At 39.6% G+C, this 25,700-nt stretch carries 21 protein-coding genes; 14 read left to right on the top strand and 7 right to left on the bottom strand.

Annotated elements, in window-relative coordinates; genetic code table 11:
* Positions 1 to 321 precede the first annotated feature (321 nt).
* From EL101_RS01930 to EL101_RS01945, 3 genes are all read right to left on the bottom strand, one after another.
* Entirely contained in the window at positions 322 to 1,452 is a 1,131-nt protein-coding gene (locus tag EL101_RS01930; protein ID WP_096596456.1) for a sugar diacid recognition domain-containing protein, read from the bottom strand.
* 127 nt (positions 1,453 to 1,579) lie between these two features.
* Positions 1,580 to 2,779: an IS110 family RNA-guided transposase gene (locus tag EL101_RS01935; RefSeq protein ID WP_338419000.1), complete on the bottom strand. Its 1,200-nt coding sequence runs from the start codon at positions 2,777 to 2,779 to the stop codon at positions 1,580 to 1,582.
* Between the two features lie 1,024 nt (positions 2,780 to 3,803).
* Positions 3,804 to 4,793 (bottom strand): YeiH family protein, encoded by a 990-nt coding sequence (locus tag EL101_RS01945; RefSeq protein WP_096598231.1) that lies wholly within the window; start codon positions 4,791 to 4,793, stop codon positions 3,804 to 3,806.
* A 234-nt stretch (positions 4,794 to 5,027) separates the two neighbouring features.
* Between EL101_RS01945 and EL101_RS01950 the strand changes: the two genes are divergently transcribed.
* The 10 genes from EL101_RS01950 (at position 5,028) to EL101_RS13440 (ending at position 15,620) form a co-directional block, all read left to right on the top strand.
* A complete protein-coding gene (locus EL101_RS01950) occupies positions 5,028 to 6,674 on the top strand; it encodes an alpha-keto acid decarboxylase family protein (RefSeq protein ID WP_096598229.1) in 1,647 nt (548 codons plus the stop codon).
* A gap of 775 nt (positions 6,675 to 7,449) precedes the next feature.
* Positions 7,450 to 8,853 carry an anthranilate synthase component I gene (locus EL101_RS01955; protein ID WP_096598227.1) on the top strand — a complete coding sequence of 468 codons (1,404 nt, stop codon included), beginning with the start codon at positions 7,450 to 7,452 and terminating at the stop codon, positions 8,851 to 8,853.
* On the top strand, positions 8,850 to 9,434 hold the full coding sequence (locus tag EL101_RS01960) for an anthranilate synthase component II (protein WP_019165911.1): 585 nt from the start codon (positions 8,850 to 8,852) through the stop codon (positions 9,432 to 9,434). The genes EL101_RS01955 and EL101_RS01960 overlap by 4 nt, the downstream gene beginning before the upstream one ends.
* Positions 9,418 to 10,422: an anthranilate phosphoribosyltransferase gene (trpD, locus tag EL101_RS01965; protein ID WP_096598225.1), complete on the top strand. Its 1,005-nt coding sequence runs from the start codon at positions 9,418 to 9,420 to the stop codon at positions 10,420 to 10,422. Before EL101_RS01960 ends, trpD begins: the two co-directional genes overlap by 17 nt.
* On the top strand, positions 10,419 to 11,198 hold the full coding sequence (gene trpC, locus EL101_RS01970; RefSeq protein ID WP_096598224.1) for an indole-3-glycerol phosphate synthase TrpC: 780 nt from the start codon (positions 10,419 to 10,421) through the stop codon (positions 11,196 to 11,198). The genes trpD and trpC overlap by 4 nt, the downstream gene beginning before the upstream one ends.
* Before the next feature lies 1 nt (position 11,199).
* Complete coding sequence (locus tag EL101_RS01975) at positions 11,200 to 11,823, top strand: phosphoribosylanthranilate isomerase (RefSeq protein WP_096598222.1); 624 nt, start codon at positions 11,200 to 11,202, stop codon at positions 11,821 to 11,823.
* Positions 11,824 to 11,825: 2 nt separating this feature from the next.
* The gene (gene trpB, locus EL101_RS01980) at positions 11,826 to 13,031 is read left to right on the top strand and encodes a tryptophan synthase subunit beta (RefSeq protein ID WP_096598220.1); all 1,206 of its coding nucleotides are present in this window, start codon (positions 11,826 to 11,828) and stop codon (positions 13,029 to 13,031) included.
* Between the two features lie 2 nt (positions 13,032 to 13,033).
* Positions 13,034 to 13,783: a tryptophan synthase subunit alpha gene (trpA, locus tag EL101_RS01985; protein ID WP_096598218.1), complete on the top strand. Its 750-nt coding sequence runs from the start codon at positions 13,034 to 13,036 to the stop codon at positions 13,781 to 13,783.
* Between the two features lie 120 nt (positions 13,784 to 13,903).
* Entirely contained in the window at positions 13,904 to 14,614 is a 711-nt protein-coding gene (locus tag EL101_RS01990; protein WP_096598216.1) for an HAD family hydrolase, read from the top strand.
* Between the two features lie 574 nt (positions 14,615 to 15,188).
* A complete protein-coding gene (locus tag EL101_RS13440; RefSeq protein WP_240622764.1) occupies positions 15,189 to 15,620 on the top strand; it encodes a serine protease in 432 nt (143 codons plus the stop codon).
* A 256-nt stretch (positions 15,621 to 15,876) separates the two neighbouring features.
* Here EL101_RS13440 and EL101_RS02000 read toward each other — a convergent pair whose 3' ends face one another.
* Positions 15,877 to 16,305 (bottom strand): 6-pyruvoyl trahydropterin synthase family protein, encoded by a 429-nt coding sequence (locus tag EL101_RS02000; RefSeq protein WP_019165920.1) that lies wholly within the window; start codon positions 16,303 to 16,305, stop codon positions 15,877 to 15,879.
* 221 nt (positions 16,306 to 16,526) lie between these two features.
* On the opposite strand from EL101_RS02000, the gene EL101_RS02005 reads away from it, so the two are divergent.
* From EL101_RS02005 to EL101_RS02020, 4 genes are all read left to right on the top strand, one after another.
* Complete coding sequence (locus EL101_RS02005) at positions 16,527 to 17,948, top strand: FAD-binding oxidoreductase (protein ID WP_096598214.1); 1,422 nt, start codon at positions 16,527 to 16,529, stop codon at positions 17,946 to 17,948.
* Positions 17,938 to 19,218, top strand: a complete 1,281-nt coding sequence (locus EL101_RS02010; RefSeq protein WP_096598212.1) for a (Fe-S)-binding protein — start codon at positions 17,938 to 17,940, stop codon at positions 19,216 to 19,218. The genes EL101_RS02005 and EL101_RS02010 overlap by 11 nt, the downstream gene beginning before the upstream one ends.
* A 153-nt stretch (positions 19,219 to 19,371) precedes the next feature.
* Positions 19,372 to 21,165 carry an ABC transporter ATP-binding protein gene (locus tag EL101_RS02015; RefSeq protein WP_096598210.1) on the top strand — a complete coding sequence of 598 codons (1,794 nt, stop codon included), beginning with the start codon at positions 19,372 to 19,374 and terminating at the stop codon, positions 21,163 to 21,165.
* Positions 21,146 to 22,924, top strand: coding sequence for an ABC transporter ATP-binding protein (locus tag EL101_RS02020; protein ID WP_096598208.1), 1,779 nt, complete (start codon positions 21,146 to 21,148; stop codon positions 22,922 to 22,924). The genes EL101_RS02015 and EL101_RS02020 overlap by 20 nt, the downstream gene beginning before the upstream one ends.
* 910 nt (positions 22,925 to 23,834) lie before the next feature.
* Here EL101_RS02020 and EL101_RS02025 read toward each other — a convergent pair.
* The 3 genes from EL101_RS02025 to EL101_RS02035 all read right to left on the bottom strand — a co-directional run bounded on the left by EL101_RS02025 (position 23,835) and on the right by EL101_RS02035 (position 25,559).
* Complete coding sequence (locus EL101_RS02025) at positions 23,835 to 24,575, bottom strand: MerR family transcriptional regulator (RefSeq protein WP_096598206.1); 741 nt, start codon at positions 24,573 to 24,575, stop codon at positions 23,835 to 23,837.
* Positions 24,576 to 24,723: 148 nt separating this feature from the next.
* Positions 24,724 to 25,107, bottom strand: a complete 384-nt coding sequence (locus EL101_RS02030; protein ID WP_096598204.1) for a VOC family protein — start codon at positions 25,105 to 25,107, stop codon at positions 24,724 to 24,726.
* A gap of 20 nt (positions 25,108 to 25,127) precedes the next feature.
* Positions 25,128 to 25,559: a pyridoxamine 5'-phosphate oxidase family protein gene (locus EL101_RS02035; protein ID WP_236653899.1), complete on the bottom strand. Its 432-nt coding sequence runs from the start codon at positions 25,557 to 25,559 to the stop codon at positions 25,128 to 25,130.
* Positions 25,560 to 25,700: the final 141 nt, after the last annotated feature.

Here is a 25,700-nt window from a genome sequence, read left to right on the forward strand (position 1 = left end):
TTGCCCTCAGTTTCGCTGTATTTCATATAAGATTGTCCAGAGGGCTGAGACTCCTGAGGGATCAGCTGGTCCGGAAAATCCAATTCGGCATCCATCTAGTGTACACTTCAATCAAGCCGAATTTAGTTGAAGGGCCAGCCCCTAGGAAAGCGAAGCCACGATGGCAATCAAAAGCAGAATTAGTGGAGAGAGGGCAAGTTCAACAAAAATACTTCATCAATAGCATCAAAAATTTTAATGTCCCATCCCCTACCTTTTTCGGACTAATATCATTATTGGTGATAAAACAGTTGAAAAATGGAGGTAAATGGGATAAAAAATTTATTCCGAACCTTCATAAAGCAACTGTGCAATTCTTAATAACACAATCCCATCAATCGTATTCGGATCCCAACCTGTAATTTCATGGATTTTCTTAATACGATAATTCAATGTGTTACGGTGGATAAACAAATCGTTCGCAGTTTTGACTAATTTGCCATGGTTTCTAAAATAAGCTTCCACAGTTTCTCCTAAATACTTATCTTCCCCTAAATGCAGTAGTTTTTTATAATTTGCGACTAATGTTGTTTCGTTTTCTGGTGTAAACTTTTTAATATTATTACAAATGGTTGCGAGTTCATGCGATTTATAAGTATGTAGTCCTTCTTGGATTTTTAAATCGTGTAATAGGGACTGTAACGAACGCGCTTCATGATAGGACTGGACTAATCCTTTGATGCCAGTTGTAAATGAGCCTAGTGTAATGAGTGTACGGTCAAACACTTCATTTTGGACATTTTTATCAAAGCCTTCAATCAATGCTTCATGAGATTTACCACGATTGGGGTTCGCTTTGACAATATAGACGTATTCCTGAGGCGAAATTTCGACAACGTCATCCCCTGGCAACCTCAACGCTAGTAACGCATCTCGTAAAGCGGTTGTTTTAGATTTGCTTGAACTTTGCATAGAAATGAGTGCAACAGTAAATTCATCATTTAAACCTAAGCGCTCAACCAAACTTTTGCGTTGGTAATTTTGAAAGTAAACGTCAGGATTGAATAAAATATGTGCCAACATTTGTGTACGTGACAAAGTTTCTTGAAAACGAGAATAATGTTCTAACTCTTCTTCAACGATAAATTCGGCATGTAGTTTTAATAAATGTGAATAAGCACGAATTTCGTCAGGATTCCCACTAACGAGTAAGGCGCCGTAAACCCTCCCATGTAGTTCAATAGGCAGAATAACACCGGGGTGTTGTACGTTCCAAAAAGACATATCTTCTAATTCAATATCGATGGGCAGGTTACGTTCAATCGAGTGACGCGCAGCTTGATGTACTTCACCCACACGATCAGGGTTAGACGTTGCGATAATTTGACCGCCCCGATTCGTAATCAGTACTTCAGCTTTAATGATAGATGACGCTTTTTTTACGACTTTTTGAGCCCAATGTTGTTTTATCATTTACTCCAGCTCCTATTCCTACGATTTGTCAAGGGCGTGTTAATTAAAAATGACATTACTGAACTAGACCGTCCAATTTTTACTTTTTTGAATAAGGTGTTATGATGTATATGATTATATGGTTTCGTTAGTGGGGTGCTTTCTGATAATCATATAATTTATCATTGACTATCAAGTAGTGAATGGTCTTTAATAAGCGATTGATACTCGCTATTACGGCAGTCTTGTGGGGTTTCCCATGAGGCTGCTCTCTTAATTTGTAATAATAATCCACAATATGGCTTTGATAATGATTTCTTCCCCTAATAATGTTCATAATGATCAAATACAATAAACGTCTCGCTTTTTTATTTCCTCTTTTGTTGATTGTATCTCTACTTTTTGAAGTTCCTGATTGATAACGTTTAATATCAATACCTACAAATGCATTCAGTTGTTTATTTGTTTTAAAATTTCTAATATCACCAAGCTCCCCAATAAGCAATGCAGCTGTGAGTTCTCCGATGCCAGGAATTGAAATAATGTTTTCAAACTCAGTCGTTTTTTTTGCTAGATCAATCATTTCCTGATCAAATACTTTCTTTTCTTCTATCGCAATAAGCAGTTTGTCACATAGGTATTGGACTTTTTTTATTAGAAAAGAAGACTTGTCCACATTCGGAAAACTATTATTCTTGATCTCAATTAATTTTTGGGCATACTTGTGAGCTTTATTAACTGAAATGCCTTTATCAGTTGAATGAAGCACTTTTTCGACTAATTCATCATCAGACAACATGCTTACATAATCAGGATGAGGAAATGTTTTAGCTATATTTAATGCGATTTTTGAATATCTGTTAGTAAATAACTTTTCTAACCCTGGAAATGTTTGATGTAGTGTTTCGACTAACTCAACTTTGAGACGATTTTGGTTCGTCTCCATTTCTAAGTGAAAGCGTGCACGTTCTCTCAGTTCAAAGTATATCTCTTCAGACTGACGTTGTACCTTTGAATCTTTCATTCTAAAGGCAAGAAGTGCAAGTTTATGTGCGTCTGATTTATCTGTTTTCCATGACCTTAATGAACTCATTTTGAACTTGGCTTCTAGGGGATTCATTTCTAAGTAATCTATTTTGTGAACTGCACAGAAGCGTTTCATGCCCCTTGAATAAATACCTGTTGATTCAAAGAGGATAAATAGGGAATCAAGATGCTTGATATAATTTTCAAGATGACGATAGCCATTTTGATTATTTTGAATGACCAATTCTTTAACCAAAACTTCATCCTTATAATGTGCGACCACACTTTCTGACTTACTTACATCAATGCCTAAACAGTTGATAAAAATCATACCTTTCTTTATTGAATTGAGAAGATTTTAACTTTACTTAGCCTTTTTCATTTCATTTTCCTATACACGGTTTCTAGAACCCAACATACTTCAATCGAATTTCAAAAGGAGAGTAAAGCTGATCAGTTTATTTTACGGATTCAAAGATCCACGGAGCTGCTCGATCTACTTCTCTCTACAACTATAAAAAATAGCTGTGAAGAAATCTATCGTCATAAATTTCTTCACAGCTAATCTTAGTATGTTTTTTTATATGTATTCTTAAACAAAGGTAAAGCAGTCCCCTTTTGTTGAATAGTGGAATGGACATCAGAAGATGAAGATGAGTCGGCCTGTTGTATTTGTCACACGAACACTTTTGATTGCATCGTTTCATGACTGGCAAAATATCGCCACTTCCTAGCTTATAGTGAAAGGGCTGCTGTCATACATATTGAGAAAGGGCAATCGTCATATCATACCGTGTTATCTAAACGAACAACAGAAAAAATAGAATATAATTTTTTTGTCCTATTACACTTGATTTTTCACTTAATGATATTAAATGTATATATCATATCATAGAATGAATTAATTGTATTAAGTTTACCGAAATCTTTTCTTTAAGTTTTTTTGAACTTTGTTAACTCTGATTTACAATGTAAAGATGCAATTCAATCTTTCTTATTTTAGTGTTAACTGTACTTTTATAATAAAACACGTTTTACTTTTTATGCAAATTTATATCTAATTATCTTAGAAGTTATATATTATTAATTTAACAATATAGTTATGATGACTAGGAAAAAGTTACATTATTTTATATTATAACAATAAAAATTAAATTTTAAAGTAGGGTAGGAAAATTTTTCTTCTTTAAACTGATTTGTTAAAAAGTGTGGCATTTTTAAGTGTTAAAAAAGAAGGCATATGATTAAGAATGGCGTGAAATCAACGTTTGTTGCGTGGTGGAGAAAATGAAAAAGAAGGGAGGGCCATCGTGCGAATGCACAGTATGTCTCCCTTTAGAGTGATTTTACAACATGCCAATCATCGCTAAAATAATCAAACTTGTCACAATTAAAGCAACCCAAGTGATCATTCCTAACAAGATAGGGCGAATACCTGCTTGTTTAAATTGGCTAAATTTGACTGATAAACCAACCCCCGCAAGTGCGATCGTAATGAAAAAGAGTGCTGCTTGTTTGAAAATCGTAATGACACCATCAGAAAAATTAAAAACGGTACTGATCAGTGATGCCACAATAAACCAAATAATAAAGTTGGGAATCATCGCCCATATATTTTGACTTTGGCCACCGTCATTTGTCGTTTGTTGACGTTTAGCCATCCAAAATGCCAAACCAATCGTAATCGGAATAATAAAAAGTGTACGTGTTAATTTAACAATGGTCGCGACTTCAAGTGCCTTTGAACCATACAACGCACTTGCTGCAACGACACTCGATGTATCGTTAATCGCTGTCCCACTGAAAAAACCAAATGCTTCTTGACTCATATGAAAAAAGTGGCCTATCGGTGGGAAAATAATGACCGCGATTAAGTTAAATAAAAACACTGTAGAAAGACTGAAAGCAATGATATTGTCTTTGGCTTTAATGACGGGACTTGTTGCGGCAATCGCAGAACCCCCACAAATGGACGTGCCGACACCGATTAAAATCCCTGTATGTAAATCAATATGGAGTAACTTGACTAACAATGTGACCACAACAAAGGCAACAATTAAAGTCACAATGAGTATCGGTAGTGATTTGAGACCCACTGTGCCGATTGATTGAAAACTGAGTGTAAAACCGAGCAATATGATGCTGTAATGCAATACTTTTTTGCTGCTATACTGAATACCGGGTTTGAATGATTCGGATAGTTTTAACGTATTATTCAAAATCATGCCGATGACCATCGCAAAAATCGCACTCCCTACAATTGGAAAAAAGTGACCTAAGAGGGTAGCGATAATGGCAATAGTGAGCGTTAGGCATAATCCTTTTACTTTTGACATAGTGATCGATCCTTTCGTGAAATGACATCGCAACATATGAACATGACGTACATTTTTTGCGCTAAGTTCAGTAAAGTGACAATGGTACAAGTCATCCTCGTTTGTTTTCAAGTATAGGCGTATCAAAATCGTTTTTCAATAGGCATATACGCTTATAGGTCAATAATGTTGACTTTGTTATCGCATGCGTATAAAATGTAAATTGTAATCAATAAAGAGAAAAAGGACGGGATAATGATGAAAAAACGTATTGGGCAATTTTTGATAGATGAAATCGCAAAACAAGGCGTTGATAAAATTTTTGGCGTTCCTGGTGATTTCAACTTAACATTTTTAGATGATATTGAAGCGCATAAGACGTTAGAATGGGTGGGCAATACGAATGAATTGAATGCAAGTTATGCCGCAGACGGTTATGCACGTTTGAACGGACTTGCCGCTATGGTAACGACGTTTGGTGTCGGTGAATTAAGTGCGGTTAACGGTATCGCGGGTTCATATGCAGAAAATGTCCCTGTGATACAAATTACAGGTGCACCGACGACAGTGGTTGAAGAAGCAGGCAAATACGTGCACCATTCTTTAGGTAACGGCAAATTTGATGACTATCAAAAAATGTATGCACAAATTACTGAAGCACAAACAGTATTAACTGTAGACAATGCATTAACAGAAATCCCACGTATCATTAAAGTGGCAACTGAAGAAAAACGTCCGGTACACGTTCACTTACCGATTGACATCGCAGCTAAAGAAATTGAAGTACCAGATGACGTCACATATCCTACAACTCAAAAAGCAGAAAATGTTTCAACTGTAGTAGAAAAATTAACAAAACGATTACAAGCCGCACAACAAGTGACCCTCATTGTCGGACATCAAATCAATAGCTATGGTTTACAAAAAGATATCCAAGCATTAGCCGAAAAATTAAATTTACCTGTCGCACAATTGTCACTCGGTAAAGGCGCGTTTAATGAAGAAAGTCCACAATATATGGGTGTATACGATGGATATATTGCAGAAGACAATATCCGTGATTACGTTGATGGTAGTGATTTGGTTATTACTTTAGGTGCCAAATTGACTGACTCAGCAACAGCAGGATTCTCACAAAAATTCTCAAATGATGCGATTGTAACGTTGAATCATCGCGACGTTAAAGTAGGCGACTATACAACAACTGAACCGTCATTGCTTGAAATTGTAGAAGCGTTCAAAGACATTGATTTCAAATATGAAGGCCACTTCCCACAATATCAATGGCCAGATGTATCCGCAGCAGTATATAACGATGAACCATTAACACAAGAAAACTATTTCAACTTAATGCAAGAGTTTTTACGCAAAGGTGACGTTGTGTTAGGCGAGCAAGGGACATCATTCTTTGGTGCATACCGTTTAGCACTTCAAGAAGGTACGACATTTATCGGTCAACCGTTATGGGGCTCAATCGGTTATACGCTCCCATCAACATTAGGTACTTTACTTGCAGCGCCAGAACGTCGTCATGTGTTACTCATTGGTGACGGCTCATTACAATTAACAGCACAAGAAATGTCTACAATGGTACGTCAAAACTTAAATCCAGTTATCTTTATTATTAACAATGATGGCTATACAGTTGAGAAAAAAATTCACGGTGAAAATGCCAAATATAACGACATTCAAATGTGGGACTACAAATTATTACCAGCATTATTCGGCAACAAAGACATCCCAACGTATGACGTCAAAACATCCAATGACTTAAAAGCAACAATGGATCAAATCAATCAAAACCCTGATACGATGCATGTTGTTGAGGTTCACATGGATGTATTAGATGCACCAGCGAACTTAAACGAAATTTCTAAAGCCTTTGCTGCACAAAACAAATAATCTGTTGTAGAGGGCAAAATTTTATGGTTGACATGAAATTGAAATGCATGTATAGTGTTGGATAACTTCATAAAACGTATGATTGATAAGTAGTTTTTACGGATGTAGCACGCAGAAAGCTAACGGTTGATGCAAGTTAGCACAATGTAGAGATGAATTGGGCAATCGCAATATACGACCAATTGAATTGTAATCAAAAGAGCGAACATGGGATAGAAATTCATGTTAACTAAGGTGGCACCACGGTAACGCGTCCTTACAGAAGAGACGTCTACTGTGGTGTTTTTTGTTTTTGTCAGCTAGCAAAAAGGATCACAAAACCATTAATGACCTTCGTTTAGTTGTAGTGAGGCGTTGAGAGATGAAAATTTTTAGTATCAATTTCTGCATAGATTGATGGTTTATTAATGATTTTAAAACTGTTAGAAAATGAGGATTAATAGGACAAAAAATTGATGCTTTTGTTTCCCATCTCCAAAAATTAAAGAAATGTCTTATAAACGGAAGAAAGTGAATCGTGTTCCTTTCAACCGAAACCAACAATTGTGAGGTAAGAATAAGTAATTTGAACAATCGGTAGTTCCAGAAAATAGACGGTTGATGCGAGTCTATACCGACCTCAAATGAATTGGGTCTTACTTGAAGCAACCAACTGAATCATAACTTAAAGCGAACAGTGACAATACTGTTAACAAAGGTGGTACCGCGTGTGAGCGTCCTTTTCGGAGGACAATCATGCGCGTTTTTTATTACCGAAAATTGAAGGAGGAGCCCTATGAACATTGTTTACCGCGTTTTAGATGCACCGATTAACCCAGAAACCTTAGCACGTCATCGTCAACATAAAATTGTATTAGAAAGTGCCACAACATCACAAACGAAAGGGCGATATTCTGTTGTTGCTTTTGATGCTTATGGTGAAGTCGTTTTAACAGAATCAGAATTAAGCATTTTAACCCCGCATCAAACGATTCAAGAAACGACTGCACCGTTTGAGCAATTGAAAGCTTTTGTAGGGCAATATCACGCACAGATTTCTGAACCAGAGCTTGAGGTATTACCTTTCATTTCAGGCTTTGTCGGTTATTGTAGTTTTGATTTAGTCCGACACGCGTTTCCAGTGCTCCAACAATATCCGGCAGCGGGTACAACGCATGATGTCCATTTTTACATGATTGAATCGGTATATGTATTTGATCACTATAAAGAACAAATTTACGTGATTGCGACCAACCTTTTTTCTAAAGCATCGGAAAATGCGTTGTATGAACGTCTAGATGAGATGATTGCTGAGTTCGATCAAATTGAGTTGTTTGAAACGACACAAGTGCCTGATTTGCCAAACAAAGTGATTGAGCCGAACATTGATGAAGCAACGTTTATTGAACAAGTACAGCAATTTAAAGGACGCATTCAACAAGGCGATATGTTCCAAGTCGTCCCATCACGCATTTATCGTTATGCACATCATTTTGGTGAACAGTTGCATCCATTGACGTATCAGTTATATCAAAAATTGAAGCGGAACAATCCAAGTCCTTACATGTTTTATTTTAATATGGGCGGTCCTATTTTAGTGGGCAGTTCTCCTGAAAGTTTTGTGAAAGTGAAAGCAGGCAAAGTGATGACGAACCCTATTGCAGGAACCATTAAACGGGGCGCTACAGATGAGGAAGATCAACAATTAGCAGAAACCTTGTTGAGTGATGAAAAAGAGTTGAGTGAACACCGAATGCTTGTCGACTTAGGACGGAATGATATTTTACGTATTGCACGACCGGGAAGTTTGGAATTGACGAAACTGATGACGATAGAACGTTATGAACATGTGATGCATATTGTTAGTGAAGTCATTGGTGATGTGGACCCCACACTTTCACCTATTGATGTCATTGCGAGTTTACTACCGACCGGAACAGTATCAGGTGCGCCGAAATTACGTGCGATTCAACGCATTTATGAAACACAACCTTTGAAACGTGGGGTATATAGTGGTGGCGTCGGTTATATTAATTGCGACCATACGTTAGATTTAGCACTCGCGATTCGGACGATGGTCATTGATGAGACCCATGTGCATGCTGAAGCGGGATGTGGTGTCGTTTACGATTCAGTTCCAGAGAAAGAATTGGCAGAAACACAACTGAAAGCAAAAAGTTTATTGGAGGTCACGCTATGATTTTAGTCATTGATAATTATGATTCGTTTACGTATAACCTCGTCGATATGTTTCGGTTAAAGGAAGATGTTGTGGTGAAGTATCCGGATGACGACACATTGTATGACCTTCAACCAGATGCACTTGTTATTTCGCCTGGTCCAGGTCATCCCGATGATACGACGCGGCTCCATGAGATTATCGATCATTTTAAAGGTATACCGATTTTAGGAATTTGTCTCGGTGCACAAGCATTGTATCGGTATTATGGTGGCCGAGTCGTCGTCGCGGAAAAAGTCATGCATGGCAAAATTGATACGTTACAATTTGAAAAGCCGACATTGTTATACGAAGGAATTTCAGAACATTCTGATATTATGCGTTATCACTCACTCATTTGTGAAGAAAAGTCGTTACCTGAAGTGATCCATATTACCGGTAGAACAAGCGACAGTATTCAATCGTTTGAACATCAAGTCCGACCGCATTACGGCATTCAATATCATCCGGAATCATTCGCAAGTATCGCGGTAGCAGGCATTGTAGAAAACTTTTTAACAATCGTAAAGAAAGGTGTGTTGACACATGACGTTACTGAATAAAATGATGAACTTTGAAGCACTTAATCATGAAGAAATGGGCGCGTATATAGCAACGTTATTATCTGAAACGACGCCGTTAGAAGATAAAGTCGCATTGCTTGTCGCTTACACGATGAAAGGTGAAACATCAGAAGAATTGTATGCGTTATGTGAAAACTTGATTCATACGATGTACCCAGAACAACCCCAATATCCAGGCAGTATGTGTGTCTGCGGGACAGGTGGCGATGGCTCGAATAGTTTCAATATTTCTACAACCGTATCATTTGTGGCGGCAAGTGGTGGTATAGAAGTTGTTAAGCACGGTAATAAAAGTGTCACGTCACAATCAGGCGGCATGGATATTTTACAAGCAATGGGCATAGCGACGACCCCTGTACAATCTGTGATGCAACAGTTAAAAGACACACATTTGGCTTTTGTCAGTGCGACAGAATCTTATCCGGTGATGAAAAATATGCAGCCGGTCCGTGTGAAAGTGGGGCGTCCAACGATTTTAAACCTTGTGGGCCCGATCATTAATCCGTTTGCGTTAGATTATCAGTCGATGGGGGTGTTTGATCCGACGAGAATGATGAAAATTGCTGAAGTGTTACAGCGATTAGGGCGTAAAAGAGCTATTGTCATTCATGGGGCGAACGGCATGGATGAAGCGACGTTATCGGGTGACAATCAAATCGTTGAAATGGACCAAACGACAGGGATTCGTGAATATACAGTAAATGCGACGGATTATGGATTACGTTATGCACCGGATGCAGCGCTTCGAGGTGGGACACCAGAAGAGAATAAGGAAATAACACTAAACATTTTAAATGGAACGGACCAATCTGTAAGAAGAGACGTCGTGTTACTCAATGCAGGACTTGCGTTTTACACAGCAGAAATTGTCGACACGATTGAAGCAGGGATTGCCCATGCAGCCTCATGCATTGATTCAGGCGCTGCATTCAAACAATATGAACAAGCAAGAGGTGTAGTGGTATGACGATTTTAGATGATATTGTCGAATATAAAAAGCAGTTACTCACTGAAGGATACTATGAAGCGTTATTGAGTAATTTAGAAGAAGTGGCTGTGTCGCACAAACCGACTGTAGCGGAACAATTTGAAAATGACCGTACAATTGGTGTAATCGCGGAGATTAAGTCAAAAAGCCCGACCGTTTCAGATATACCGGAACGCAATTTAGAGGAACAATTACGACTGTATACAGCAGGAGGGGCGTCGGCGATATCGATTTTAACGGATGAACATTATTTTGGCGGCAGTTATGAACGGATGGCAGCCTTGACAAAACAGACGGATGTGCCGGTCCTCTGTAAAGACTTTATGGTTGATGAACGACAAATCGATGTGGCGAAAAAAGCGGGAGCGTCGATGATTTTACTCATCGTCAACATTTTAACGGATGAAGCATTGGCACGATTACATGATTATGCGACAGGTCTTGGCTTAGAAGTACTCGTGGAAGTGCACGACCCACAAGAGCTAGCACGAGCGCACCGTGTTCATCCGCAATTTGTAGGTATAAATAACCGTAATTTGCGAAGTTTTAAGACTGATGTCAGTCATACCGGACAAATTTTAACTTCACGACAACAAGGGATTCATTACATTTCAGAAAGTGGCATTAAAACGGTGGCGGATATCGAAACGCTTGTGCCAACTGGGATTGCGGGCGTCCTCGTCGGTGAAACATTGATGAAAGCGGATGATCCTCAAGCACAACTCCAAAGCTTTAAATTGCGTAAAGAGGTGTAACATGTATTTGAAATTTTGCGGTTTCACACAAGAAGCGGACGTCCGAGAAGCAGTCCAACACGATATACAAGCAGTCGGATTTATCACGTACCCGAAAAGTGCACGCTACGTGGATTTAGCACAACTTCAAAAGCTGTCTGCGCACGTTCCTGAAACGATGGATCGCGTGGCAGTGACGGTAAACGCAACGATGGCACAACTAGAAGCCATCATCGAACAAACTGCTATTAATACGATACAATTTCATGGTACCGAATCTATAGACATGATTGCTGCATTAAAAGCGCGCTATCCTGACATACAACTGTTTAAAGCGATTCCTGCCGATGAAAAATTGTCGGACAACATCGAACGTTATGGGAATGCTGTTGAGCGACTGTTAATTGATACACCGTCTAGCGCTTTTGGAGGCACAGGACAAGTATTTGATTGGCGTGTGTTGGATGCATTGTCGACATCGAATTATTTGGTGGCAGGTGGCGTCAACAGTGACAATGTACAGCAGTTAATCCAACAGCACCCGAATATTGCGGGCATTGACATTGCAAGTGGCATTGAAAAGGCAAAAGGGCAAAAAGATCATGACAAAATGGCATATATTGCAAAATTTTTGAAAGGAGAATGACAATGAAAAACATTCAATTAGAAGCAGATGAACATGGATTTTTCGGAGAGTATGGGGGCAAATACGTACCCGAAACGCTCATGCCAGCCATCGAAGAATTGAAAAAGGCGTATGATGCGGCAAAACAGGATCCTGAATTTCAACGTGATTATCATCATTATTTAAAACATTATGTCGGTCGCGAAACACCACTCACGTATGCCGATTCTTATACGAAAACATTAGGGGGCGCGAAAATTTATTTAAAACGTGAAGATTTGAATCATACTGGGGCGCATAAAATCAATAACGCGATTGGTCAAGCTTTACTCGCGAAACGCATGGGTAAGAAGAAGCTTGTCGCTGAAACTGGTGCGGGTCAACATGGTGTCGCAAGTGCAACAATTGCAGCATTATTCGATATGGAACTCGTTGTCTTTATGGGAGAAGAAGATATCCGTCGTCAACAACTGAATGTCTTTCGGATGGAATTACTCGGGGCAGAAGTCGTACCCGTAACAGATGGACAAGGGACGTTGTCGGATGCGGTGAATAAAGCCCTTCAATATTGGGTCGCACATGTCGATGATACACATTACTTACTCGGTTCAGCACTCGGACCGGATCCATTTCCGACGATGGTGCGTGACTTCCAACGTGTCATTGGAGATGAAATTAAAGCACAACTTCAAGAAAAAGAAGGACGTTTACCGGATGCCGTCGTCGCGTGTGTCGGTGGCGGTTCCAATTCAATTGGTACGTTCTATCCATTTATTGAAGATGCATCAGTGAAATTGTACGGCGTTGAAGCGGCAGGGGAAGGTATCGATTCAGAACGACATGCTTTAGCGATTAATAAAGGGAAAAAAGGTGTGCTCCATGGAACGAAAATGTATTTGATTCAAGATGACAATCATCAAATTAAATTGGCACATTCTATTTCAGCAGGTCTTGATTACCCGGGTGTGGGCCCTGAGCATAGTTATTACCATGACATTGGGCGCGTCGATTATGTCACTGCTGACGATAAAGAAGCGATGGAAGCACTCGTACGTTTCACGAAAGCGGAAGGAATTATTCCAGCGATTGAAAGTGCCCATGCTTTAAGTTATGTTGAAAAGCTCGCACCGCAAATGAATAAAGATGACATTCTCGTCGTAACAGTGTCAGGTCGTGGTGATAAAGATATGGAAACAATTAAATCTTATATGGAAGGAAAGGAGGCGTAACGATGCATACGAAACAATTTGTAGCGTACATTATGGGTGGTCCAGAGTTTACAGCACAATTGAAAGCATTAGATGATGTTGGCGCGGATTATGTTGAAATCGGCATCCCATTTTCTGATCCTGTCGCGGATGGTCCAATCATTATGGAAGCAGGACAAGCGGCGATTCGAGCAGGGATGACGGCCCAGAAAATTTTTGATCAGCTGAAAACAGTGAACGGTCAGCTGAACACACGCTATTTACTAATGACGTATTATCATACCATCGAAACTTATGGAGAAGCGGCATTTATGGCTGAAGCAGAAGCAGCCGGTGTAGAAGGGCTCATCATTCCGGACATGCCGTTTGAATATATCGAACAATTGAAAGCCCGTTATCCAGAGCGTCAGTTGAAGTTCATCTCACTGATTGCGATGACTGCTGCACCTGAACGACGTCAACGTATTGCTCAATCAGCAGAAGGGTTTATTTATACGATCACAATGAATCAAATTACAGGTCAAAACGGCAATTTCCATCCTGAATTGAAACAAAATATTTCAGATATCAAACAACATAGTGATGTGCCAGTGATGGCTGGATTTGGTATTCGTACACCTGAACACGTAAAAGACATCATCGAAGTGGCTGATGGTGTCATTATCGGAAGTGAAATCGTTCGCCGTTTTAACGAAGAAGGTATCGAAGCGACGAAAGCATATTTAACGACGATACGTGAAGTACTTGATAAGGACAGTGCAACTGCGCAGTAATTCATCATATCAGCAGTGAAGTTCAAACGCTATTCATTCAGACACACCCGTTATATAATAAGTGTCAGTATAAAAATGATACTTATAGGGGTAAGTTTTAAAATAAAGAGGTGCTGAATAATGAATAAAGTGATGATTTTTGATTTAGACGATACGTTATATGATCAACTTTCAAGTTTTGAATATCCGTATTACCGTCATTTTGGTGATACGGATATCGGTGTAGAAAGACTTTATCGTCATTTTCGTTTATATAGTGAAGAATTATTCGAAGCTACACAAACAGGAGAATTGTCGGTGCCTGACATGCACGTCATCCGCATCACACGAGCAGTGGCGGACTTTGATATCGAGTTACCTGAAGAGAAAGCACGTGCCTTTCAACGTGAATACGAATATGCACAACAACATATCGAATTGTCAGCTACGATTGTTGAAATGTTGCAGTATTTAGTTCAAAAAGACGTCCAATTAGGTTTACTGACAAATGGGGAGTCAGACCGTCAACGTGCCAAAATTAGAGCTTTAGAACTCGATCAATACATTCCAGAATCCAATATGTTTGTATCAGCCGAACTGGGCTTATCGAAACCTGATCCCGCAATCTTTGAAACAGTGGGCAAACAGATGGCTGTCGGTGCGAGTGACACATACTTCATCGGTGATCATTTTGACAACGACATTTTAGGTGCGATGCAAGTCGGTTGGAAGGCCATCTGGTACAATCGCCGCAATCGCCCGCAAACCGATATGACGCAACAGCCGACAAAAACAGTCATGACGGAAAAAGCATTGTTCGAAGCGATTCAAAATATTATAGAAAGTGCATAACATGAAAGCATGTGGAAGGGTTAACGTTTCTTTCACATGTTTTTTATTTTGCTAATATTTAGAGGACCTACTGCAAGAGCGTAAATTGTCCAACATTTTTTGAGTGTTGTCTAAAGAGATTGAGCTACATAATGTTCCGTAAACTGTAATATTTCAACGTGTAGCCCCTTATATTTTTGGATGCAATAGGGGTGATTTAAAATTGTAATATTACATTTCGGATAAGAAGCAAAGGCGATAGTTTGGCGAAAGAAAAAACAAGGATGGAACAAAAATGAAAAGAAAGAGAACGATAACACTATACTTATAATTTTTAATTTCGCTGTTAATGATGGGTAATGCCAGTGCAGGCGTTAATCCAAAACCAGGTACTCAAAAAGTAATCAACACGACGACGGATCCGAATGGTAAATTAAATGCGAGATATGATCCGGGTCATTCAGTTTATTGTTCTGCGACGTTAATTACGCCCAATACATAGTTAACCGCAAGACATTGTGCTGGGGTACAGCCACAAATCGGTTACATAGGTCAAGTTTATCCGGGGCAATCTGGGTGGTCGACACCTTTTGGCATGATGATTATTAGAGACTTTTTACCTGATAGTGCCGATGATATTGCGATAATTAAGGGGAGAGATAAAGACAAAACGACTGCTTATAAGTATGATATGAGAGGTTTCGGGACATCGACATATGAATATAATTATGAAAAACTTAAAAGTATGATTGGTCAAGCCATTTATAGTTACGGCTACCCGGGTGATAAAGAAGGCTTTAAGCAATATTTAAGTACAGGCGTCATAATTCGAGTGAATCAACACACTAAGGAATTACGTACGACGATGCCTGCGTTTCCGGGACAATCGGGCTCTGGCGTCTATCTACAAAATAGTCATTTGGTAGGTGTACTCTATAGCAATGAGAGTAATATAGGTTATAGGAGTGCGAAAATCCATCCTATTGATCATCGGTTAAAAAAGTGGATTGATCCAAACACAGAATAACAAAGAATAAGGGATTAAAAGTAATCTAAAAAGTGAATTAGGTCTCCTCACATAGACAAAGGAGGCTTGAACTGAAACGATTGACTTCAGTTCAGTCATCTTTTGTCTTACTAGTAAGCAATATTCAAATCACATTTAAGTTCAATTCCCAAATCTAACCTATGCACAAATCATTAGACTGACATTTGAGTTTCCATTCCACCTCAATGCCAGTCTTATTCATCTTCTTAAACCTTGTTATTCAATCGTACTCACTTTACTGTGCCATAATATTACGTGTTAATTTAATGCCTTGCTCAGGTGTCTCATACAGCGCAATGGTATTCAACGATACACCTTCAGGCAAATATTCATTAAAGCGTAACCAAATCCAATGCGCGATATTTTCAACCGTTGTATTCATATCTGGTAATGTATCATTAATCAACTGTCCGTCTAATAAAGGTTCCAAATGTTCGCGGTATACTTTATCAATGTCTTTAAAGTCGACTGCCATGCCGTGTTCATCTGTTTTAGACCATAGCTCGACCTCCAATGTATACGTATGGTTTTCTAAATCGACATGTTCTGTATTTGAAAAGTAAATGCGGTTATCACTCGTGAATTGATAGCGCGTCGTGACGATTAATGTTTTATGATGGCGCGCAAAATGTTTCGGTGGTTGCACATGATCAAACTTTGACATGAATTCTCCTCTTTTCTTCTCTTTTGTACTAGCTTAACATACGTTTTCAGCGATGTCGCATGTGCGCTTTGATGTAATCATTGCCCTACTTTGTATCAAACTGTTTATTTTTATTTAGAAAAATATTCCTCATGTTACATTTTTGGAAGTGTGATAGAATAAGAAATAACGACTTTATCAAAATATTCCGACATCAAGCAAATGAAATAGGGGGGATTTCAATGCGACAACAACGTCAACTTGAAATTGAACGACGATTGCGCGACATTGTGGGAGAGCGTGTGTTTGTCGATGTTGCAGAGCGGGTGTCTTACGGCTATGACGGTTCATTTGGACAATATTTGCCTGATTTTGTGACGCAACCGTTAGCGACGAGCGAAGTGCAACAAATTGTAAAACTTGCAAATGTGTATGATTTACCGATTTATCCAAGGGGTGCTGGGACGAACTTGTCGGGCGGTTCGTTGCCAGTGAAAGGGGGCATCGTCCTTGATTTTTCACAATGGAATGACGAGTTGACGATTTACCCTGATGATTTGATCATTAAAACGAGACCAGGTGTGAAAACGGCGGATATTCATGCGCTGGCAGAACAATATCAGCTCATGTACCCACCTGATCCGTCCTCTTCTTCTGTATGTACGATTGGAGGCAATTTAGCTGAAAATGCAGGTGGACCTCATGGCGTGAAATATGGCGTTACGAAAGATTATGTCATTGGTTTAGAGGTCGTGACAGCACAAGGGGACATCATACGGACGGGAGGCAATACGATCAAAAACGTGACAGGTTACGACTTAACAAAATTACTTATCGGCGCGGAAGGCACACTCGGCATTATTACTGAAGCAACGTTACGTTTAATACCGAAACCGCCAGCGACGCAAACCGCATTGATTGTTTTTGAAGATCTCGGTTCAGCAGGACGTTCGATTTCACAAATATTAACGTCAGGGGTACGACCATCAAAAATGGAAATACTCGATCACCATGCGATTAATAAAGTGGTAGACTATGCGGGCGTTGATTTGCCTAGAGATGCTGCGGCAGTACTGTTAGTTGAAGTAGACGGTGATGAAGCGATTTTACCAAAAGAATTAGCAACGATTAAAGCTGCACTCGCCAAAATTGGTGTCACTCAAGTTGAAATTGCTGCGTCCAAAGCAGAAGAAGCTGAGTTATGGCAAGTGCGTAAAGCAGTGTCACCCGCCGTTGTGGAGCGCGGTTTTACGAAAATTTCGGAAGATGCGACGGTACCACTGAGCAAAATTCCGCACATGTTTGAAAAAATTGATAAAATTAAACGAAAATACGATTTGAATTTGGTCGTATTTGGTCATGCGGGAGATGGGAATTTACATCCGACGATTAGTGCGAATATGCGTGATCCTGAAGCTGTAAAAAATGTCGAACGTGCGGTTGAGGAGATTTTTAATTATGCGATTGAACTGGGAGGAACGCTTTCGGGAGAGCATGGGATTGGTACGATGAAAAAGCCATTTATGACGCGTGAATTTGACCCGGCAAGTTTGGCATTCCAAAAAGCGATTAAAGATGCGTTAGATCCAGATTATCGCCTTAACCCTGGAAAGATTTTTCCGGCAGCAGGTGAAACAAGGTTGGTGTTGAGCCATGACGACTGATTTAAAGGAACGTTTAGACTATGAAGCGACATTTGACTGTGTACAATGTGGGTATTGTTTGCCGGTGTGCCCGACGTATGTGTCATTCAAAAGTGAAAAACATTCGCCACGAGGTCGCATTAATTTAGTGAAAATGGCAGCAGAAGATAAAATTTCGTTGGATGATATGGCATCTGGCATTGATTTGTGTTTAGGTTGCCGTGCGTGCGAAACGATTTGTCCGACGCATGTGCGCTACGGAGATATTTTAAGTTCAGCTGTTGAAGTGCTCCATGAAGAGCGGCCGCAATCACGTGTCGAGAAAGTGATGCGAACAGTGGCCTTTGAAGGTGTGTTAAAAAGTAAGAAAGCGTTACGTTTAGTGAACAAAGGGCTCTATTTTTATCAACGGACAGGTATCGAAAGAGCGGTCACAGCGACGAAAGTTTTAAAACCACTCCCGAAATACGCACAACTTCAAAAAATATTACCCCCTGTGCGACTCACGCATCCTATTGAGGACAACGGTGATGAAGCACGTCCGCATCAAATGAAAGTGGGCTTTTTTCAAGGCTGTATGATGGATGCATTTTTCAGTGAAGTGAATGCACTCGCGATGCGGATTATGCGCCAACATGATGTCCATGTGACGAATGTGCCGCAACAAACGTGTTGTGGTGCACTTCAACATCATGCAGGTGAGACGGCACATACGATTGCATTGGCGAAAGCGAATATTGCTGCGTATGAGCAGTACGATTTTGATTATATTGTAAATACGATTGGGGGTTGTGGCGCAGCATTGAAAGAATACCATTTATTGTTTGAGCAAGGGACAATGTGGCGTCAACGTGCCGAACAGTTTGTCGCAAAAGTTCGTGATATTTCTGAAATTATGACACAGATTGAGTTGAAAATGACGCATGAAGTGGCGTATCGGGCGGTATATCAACCGTCATGTCATCTCGAAAATGTTCAAAAAGTATTCGAAGCCCCTGAAAATGTATTGAAACGTGTACCTGGGCTGACGCTCGTGGACATGCAGTCGCAACAGATGTGCTGTGGTTCAGCGGGGATTTATAACCTTGTGCATTATGATGCCTCGATGCAAATTTTAGATCACAAAATGCAAAATGTGAAACAAGCCCGACCAGAGTTGATTATTACGTCTAATCCAGGTTGTCATTTACAGATGAAGTTAGGCGTGGAACGAGAAGGCTTAGGTCAACGCGTGGCAGTGAAACATATCGTTGAAGTCATCGCAGAAGCATGTGGCATACGTGCGTCGTAATGAAAAAGTGGAGATGGGTCATCAAAAGTTTTTAGCCTCAATCCATTTTTACAAACAGCAAAATTGCAAAATATATGAAATGAATGGTATTTTAAAAGACTTCGATAGTGAAGGATAAGTATTGACACGGAACAACCGAAAGTAGGTGACAGCATGAAAGTTTTTAAACAATTAGGGTGGTTTTTGAAACAAGAGAAATGGCGATATGTGACCGCGTTGATGGCGTTGTTCGTCGCGGCATTATCGAGTTTGATTCCACCGCAAATTATAGGTTTTGTAATCGACCATATTACGGCGAAAACATTAACGCCGCAAAACTTGACGATGTACCTTCTCATTATTTTTTCAGTTGGTGTGCTTGTCTATGGATTACGTTACTTTTTACGCACCCGCTTTTTCGGAGCCAGTGCTAAATTAGGACGCATTTTAAGAGAACAATTGTACGAGAAATATACACAAATGAGCCCATCATTTTACCAAAAATATCGAACGGGTGATTTGATGGCGCATGCAACCAATGATATTCGTGCTGTGCAAAATACGGCTGGCATTGGTGTGATGACCATTTCAGAGGCAATGATTACAGGTGGAATGACGTTAGTGATGATGTTTGTGACGATTAGTCCAAAGTTAACGCTCATTGCGATGATTCCACTGCCGATTTTAGTGATTTCAACGAGTTATTATGGTCGCTTATTACATAAAGGCTTTAAAGAGGCACAAGGGGCGTTTAGTGAGTTGAATGATAAAACGCAAGAAAGTATTGCAGGTGTGAAAGTGACCAAATCATTTGGCTATGAAACTGCAGATGAAGATGACTTTCGCCAATTAAGTGATCGTGTCGTAGCGAAAAACTTAGTCGTTTCGAAAATTGATGCACTGTTTGACCCGACGATTGAGTTGGTCATTGGCGCGAGTTATTTACTGAGCGTTGTATTTGGGGCTTATATGGTCATTGACGATTCGATTACGATTGGACAGTTGATTACGTTCACGACTTACTTAGGGATGCTTGTTTGGCCACTCCTAGCGTTAGGCTTTTTCTTTAACATCATTCAAAGAGGGGCAGCGTCATATGACCGTATACAAGAAATTGAAAGTGTGCCCAGTGGTATTGTAACGACATCCCAAATCAGTGACACACCGACTGGCGATATTGATTTTAATTTAAAGCAATTTCAGTTTGAAGATACAGCGCATGACAGTTTACATGATATCAACTTTACGATTCAACAAGGGATGACCGTGGGGATTGTCGGTCATACAGGCGCAGGTAAAAGTTTACTCATTCGCTTGTTGTTGCGTGAATTTGATACTGAGCGACCTGAAGATATTCAATATGGCCATCATCCGTTACGTGACTATGATATTCGAAAGTTGCGCGCACAGTTCGGTTATGTCCCGCAAGAACACTTTTTATTTTCTTCAACGATTCGAGGGAATATTGCGTTTAGTCAACCCGATATTGACGATGAAGCGGTTCATCATGCGAGTGCGATGAGTCATATTCACCAAGATATTTTAACGTTACCCCTTGCTTATGACACAGTGGTGGGTGAACGTGGCGTCTCACTATCAGGTGGACAGAAACAGCGGATTTCGATTGCCCGTGCATTATTGACCCATCCGCAAGTATTGATTTTAGATGATGCATTGTCAGCTGTGGACGCCGAAACTGAAACTGCCATTTTAGGTAATTTAAAAAAAGAACGACAAGGTAAAACGAACATCATTACTGCCCATCGAATGAGTGCGGTCATGCATGCAGATCTCATTATCGTAATGCGTGACGGTACGATTATCGAACGTGGTACACATGATGAATTGTTGCAACAGCACGGTTGGTATGCTGAAACATTCCAATCTCAAGCAATGCAAAGCCGTTTAACACAAGATTTAGAAAGCGAAGTCAATGGAGGTGACACGAATGAAACAACAAGAAAGTAATCCCCAATTGACGACGAAAGAACAAGCGCGAACGTTATATCGACTCCTCCGATATGCATTTCCGTTTAAAAAATTGATCTTTTTAACGATTACGATGCTATCATTATCGACGGCTGCGAGCATGTCGGTCCCATATTTAGTTAAAATCTTTATCGACCAATATTTAACACCACGATATTTCCCAGGTAATGATATCGTGATGCTATTAATTGTGTTCATTGGCATCCAACTGATCGGTGCTGTAACGACCTATTTAAGTATTTATTATTTACAATATTTAGCGTTCAAAGTCATTCAACAACTTAGAATTGATGCGTTTAAACGGATCAGTCGACTAGGTATGAAATTTTTTGATGCGACACCGAGCGGGAGTATTGTTTCGCGATTGACGAATGATACAGAAGCGATTGTTGAAATGTTTACAGGCGTCTTATCATCATTTTTAATTGCCTTTTTCATGATTTTGGCAAGTTTTACGATGATGTTCATATTAGATGTCCGCATGGCATTTTTCGCGATATTGTTTACACCATTAGTTTTTATCGTCCTCGCTGTTTATCGTAAATATGCATCGATTTACTTTTATGAAACGAGACGTCGCTTATCTGATTTGAACGCGAAACTCGGTGAATCTATTGAAGGTATGAAAATCATTCAAGTGTTTAATCAAGAAGCGCGCTTACGTGACGAATTTGAAAAGATTAACGCGTCTCATTATCAATACTCGATGAAAACGATTCGCTTAGACGGGATGTTGTTACGTCCAGCCATTACGATGTTATCAACGTTTTCAACCGTGATGATTTTGGCGTATTTCGGTATTTTGAGTTTTTCGACAACGGTGACTGCAGGGGTCGTCTATGCCTTTATTCAATATATGCAACGCTTTTTTGAACCTGTTAACCAAGTCAGTCAAAACTTAAACATTTTCCAACAAGCTATTGTATCGGCCAGTCGTGTATTTAAAATGATGGATAATCCGACACACGCGCCATTACAAGATCCACAAGGTCATAGTGAAATAACAGAAGGACGCATCGTGTTTGATGACGTGTCCTTTAGTTATGACGGTGAGCATGATGTGTTGAAAAATATTTCGTTTACCGTCGAGCCAGGTCAAACCGTCGCATTAGTCGGGCATACTGGTTCAGGGAAAAGTTCAATTATTAACTTGTTTATGCGTTTTTATGAGTTTAACCGAGGCAATATTTTCATTGATGGTCAGTCGATTAAGACTTTTCCACATGAACATTTAAAGCGCAATATTGGTCTCGTGTTACAAGATCCATTTATGTTTTATGGCACGGTTGCTTCTAACATTAAGTTGTATCACCCGACAATGACGGAAGCAGAAGTGAAAGCAGCAGCGGAATTTGTACATGCGCATGCGTTTATTGAGCAGTTGGACAGGGGCTATGATCATAAGGTGATTGAAAAGGGCAGTGCGTTCTCAAGTGGGCAACGTCAATTGATTGCATTTGCTCGTACGATGGCAATTAACCCGAAAATTTTAATTTTAGATGAAGCAACAGCGAATATTGATTCTGAAACGGAAGAAGCAATTCAGCAGTCATTGAATCGAATGCGTGCTGGACGGACGACCATTGCGATTGCGCATCGTTTGTCGACCATTCAAGATGCAGATGAGATTTTAGTGTTGAATCAAGGTGAGATTGTCGAGCGAGGTACGCATGAGGCTTTGATTGCGAAAGGCGGCATTTATTATAAAATGTATCAGTTGCAGCTTAAAGGTGAGTGATGGGGATTAGTAGCATTTGGGAAACATATTGTGAGGAGAACATCTACCTTCAGATTGCTGAAACGTGCTGCGCTTTCCCAGGGCCTCGCTACAACTAAATTTGGCTTGATTGAAGTTTACACTTGATGGAAGCCAAATTGGATTTTCCGCTTCGGCTCTATCCCTCGGGAGTCTTGCACGTTTTTTGCAATCTGTGTTTAAGCCTCAAGACGCAAATATTTACGTTTATGATGATTATCACTCTCACATTGAGTTAGACTGAACATTTCATGAATAATACCTTAATGCATTTCAAAATCTCATTTTTGGTTTGTAGGATAGGTGATTACTTACTGATTACACGCTTTGGGCTCGCGTTCCTAGGCGCTCTCGCTACAACTAACCAACGCTTTCATTGGAAGGGGACAGAGTTGAAGCGTTGGTGGATTTTGGGAGCAGTACAGAAATCTCATGTGCACCAAAGATTTCGTCGTACTGCCCCCGCAAGGCTGACTAGACTTCTCAAAAGCATGCGCATTGAGAAGTCAGACAGCTACTGCGTTAAACGTTAGCCACTATTAAAGTTAAATGACATTATTTTGCCATTAACTCATTCCCTCAGGAGTCTCGCCCGGCTTAACAATCCATTTTTACTTGTCTGTTAAAAGCGAGCACAGGTTCTTGCGATCTGTGGTTGAACCTCAAGACGCAAATGTGTGCATGTTAATGATATACAAATCACTTTCACGTTAAGGCTTACTGAACATTTTATAAATGAAACCTTAATGCATTTCAAAGTCTCATTTTTGGTTTGTAGGATAGGTGAGTGCTGCACGAGTCTTTATTAGAAATGCGTCTTAAATGGATTGCAAAGGTTAGTAACAATAGACGTCAATTGGAAAGGACCAAGGTGACGTCTGTTTTTTTATGTTTACGTATAATGTTTGATGAGTTTGTTTAAAATATAAGGAGCCTGTTCTCCTGCATATTGTTGGTAATAGGCACTGAATCGTGAGTCTTGAATATAAAGGTCTGCGAGTTGCTGATGATAGTCTGTCGAATAGTTAGGAACCATGTGCTTGAGCCAATTTTGATGTGCTAGAAAGGCTTGTTCTGCTGTTGGATGCGCGATAGGCAATTCTTGTTCCTCAATCGTTTTTAACAATAAAAATAGTGTTGTTTCGGCTGATTCTGCTGATTGATATTCGTCTTTTGTTAAATTTTTAAAATGTTCATGTTGCGCTTTAACTTGTGCTGAAGTGTATTTTTGTGCAAGTTCTTCACCATATTTTGTGTTAATTTTTGAGAGTGTATCTGCTTTTAACTGACTGAATTTTTCTTTTTGTGTCATTTCGATCCCTCCAAGTTGTTTTTCGATGAGTTTGATTTGTTTGTCAATCTGCTGTTGTTGCTGTTCTAAATAGTGCAAATGCCTGTTAAGTGTATCTTCAATACAAGTTGTTTCCTCTAAAACAGCTTTAATTTGTTCAAGTGGCAATTGCATATTTTTATAAATCATAATTTGTTGTAATTGCTCAATATCTTTCTCGCTGTAAAGACGATAACCTGCTTCACTCGAGTTGCTCGGATGTAGAAGCCCGATTTCGTCATAATAGCGTAAAGTGCGTGTAGATAATCCTGTCAATTCGGACACAACTTTAATGGTATACATCTTGAACCTCCTTTCTCTTTGGAATAATGTCAGTGTAATGGTTGACGTAACGTGAAGGTCAAGCGCAATTTGTAATTAAATATAAAAAACACTATTCTCCATAGCGCTAAGGGTTGAAAATGCGCTGTTGAGGAATAGTGTTTGTTTTTTATGATTGTTCGATTTGGCGGACTGCAAAATAGTTGTTTTCATCATCCGCAAAGTTAAACACGCTGCCTGTTGGTAAAGTCATTTTTTCGCCGACTTGAATGCCTTTTGATTTTAAGTCATCATACAACGCGTCAATATCGGTTGTCCCGAACATGAGAGAAGGGGTTCCTGTATTGACGCCCATGCCCATCGCTTCAACTTTGGCTTTGTCTTGGAGGACGATGGCAGTTTGTGCTACGTCTGTTGGCTTTAACGTTATGACGCGCATCCCTTGAAATGTTTCATCTGATGCAACTTGGAAATCAAAATGCGATGTCCAAAATTGTTTGGCTTTTTCTTGGTCTTGCACGTATAACATGACTTCTTGTAAACGTTGAATCATTTAAACACGTCCTTTTTTAGTTACAGTTGGCTCACATCAATTTCAAATGGGGTTGCTGTTTCATCACTATTCAATAATGTAATATGTGATGGAATAATACGTAACACCACTAAATCAGGATCATTTTTAGAGTCGAAAAATGTACGGTCTTGTTCTTGCCACAACCAATCGATTTCTTTTGAGTTGGTGATGATATCGACTTGACCTTCAATTTCGACGTAAGGCTGACCTGAACCTTCTTCATATCCTAATAATACATGAGCATCTGGGTTTTGTGTCAGTTCTTCAAATTTGCGTGTAGAACGACTCGTTTTTGTATATAAATCTAAGCCATCGTTATAAAAAATCATATAACGGCTATTTGGTTTGTTATTGACAGCAGTAGAGAGTACACCAATACGTGACTGTTCGATCACTTGATTGATTTTTTCAATTGCTTGTTGTTTCATCATTATCACCTCAAAGTTAGTTTACCCTGTATCAATGATGACAAACGAAGCTGCATTGCTGAGTATGACGACAAAACTTATCATCCTTTGTATCACGTTCATCGGCTGAATAGCGTTTTTTAGTGAAAATCATTTCATAGTGCA

Origin of the sequence: Staphylococcus delphini, assembly GCF_900636325.1 — a bacterium.
Classification (GTDB): Bacteria; Bacillota; Bacilli; order Staphylococcales; family Staphylococcaceae; genus Staphylococcus; species Staphylococcus delphini.

What these genes read in the sequence shown, in the direction of transcription:
- EL101_RS02020 (WP_096598208.1), top strand. Translation starts at nt 21,146, where the DNA reads ATGAAACAACAAGAAAGTAATCCCCAATTGACGACGAAAGAACAAGCG.
- trpC (WP_096598224.1), top strand. Translation starts at nt 10,419, where the DNA reads ATGACGATTTTAGATGATATTGTCGAATATAAAAAGCAGTTACTCACT.
- EL101_RS02025 (WP_096598206.1), bottom strand. Translation starts at nt 24,575, where the DNA reads ATGTATACCATTAAAGTTGTGTCCGAATTGACAGGATTATCTACACGC.
- EL101_RS01955 (WP_096598227.1), top strand. Translation starts at nt 7,450, where the DNA reads ATGAACATTGTTTACCGCGTTTTAGATGCACCGATTAACCCAGAAACC.
- trpA (WP_096598218.1), top strand. Translation starts at nt 13,034, where the DNA reads ATGCATACGAAACAATTTGTAGCGTACATTATGGGTGGTCCAGAGTTT.
- trpB (WP_096598220.1), top strand. Translation starts at nt 11,826, where the DNA reads ATGAAAAACATTCAATTAGAAGCAGATGAACATGGATTTTTCGGAGAG.
- EL101_RS01945 (WP_096598231.1), bottom strand. Translation starts at nt 4,793, where the DNA reads ATGTCAAAAGTAAAAGGATTATGCCTAACGCTCACTATTGCCATTATC.
- EL101_RS02035 (WP_236653899.1), bottom strand. Translation starts at nt 25,559, where the DNA reads ATGATGAAACAACAAGCAATTGAAAAAATCAATCAAGTGATCGAACAG.
- EL101_RS01975 (WP_096598222.1), top strand. Translation starts at nt 11,200, where the DNA reads ATGTATTTGAAATTTTGCGGTTTCACACAAGAAGCGGACGTCCGAGAA.
- EL101_RS02030 (WP_096598204.1), bottom strand. Translation starts at nt 25,107, where the DNA reads ATGATTCAACGTTTACAAGAAGTCATGTTATACGTGCAAGACCAAGAA.
- EL101_RS02015 (WP_096598210.1), top strand. Translation starts at nt 19,372, where the DNA reads ATGAAAGTTTTTAAACAATTAGGGTGGTTTTTGAAACAAGAGAAATGG.
- EL101_RS01960 (WP_019165911.1), top strand. Translation starts at nt 8,850, where the DNA reads ATGATTTTAGTCATTGATAATTATGATTCGTTTACGTATAACCTCGTC.
- EL101_RS01930 (WP_096596456.1), bottom strand. Translation starts at nt 1,452, where the DNA reads ATGATAAAACAACATTGGGCTCAAAAAGTCGTAAAAAAAGCGTCATCT.
- EL101_RS02010 (WP_096598212.1), top strand. Translation starts at nt 17,938, where the DNA reads ATGACGACTGATTTAAAGGAACGTTTAGACTATGAAGCGACATTTGAC.
- EL101_RS02005 (WP_096598214.1), top strand. Translation starts at nt 16,527, where the DNA reads ATGCGACAACAACGTCAACTTGAAATTGAACGACGATTGCGCGACATT.
- EL101_RS01990 (WP_096598216.1), top strand. Translation starts at nt 13,904, where the DNA reads ATGAATAAAGTGATGATTTTTGATTTAGACGATACGTTATATGATCAA.
- EL101_RS02000 (WP_019165920.1), bottom strand. Translation starts at nt 16,305, where the DNA reads ATGTCAAAGTTTGATCATGTGCAACCACCGAAACATTTTGCGCGCCAT.
- EL101_RS01950 (WP_096598229.1), top strand. Translation starts at nt 5,028, where the DNA reads ATGATGAAAAAACGTATTGGGCAATTTTTGATAGATGAAATCGCAAAA.
- trpD (WP_096598225.1), top strand. Translation starts at nt 9,418, where the DNA reads ATGACGTTACTGAATAAAATGATGAACTTTGAAGCACTTAATCATGAA.
- EL101_RS13440 (WP_240622764.1), top strand. Translation starts at nt 15,189, where the DNA reads ATGATGATTATTAGAGACTTTTTACCTGATAGTGCCGATGATATTGCG.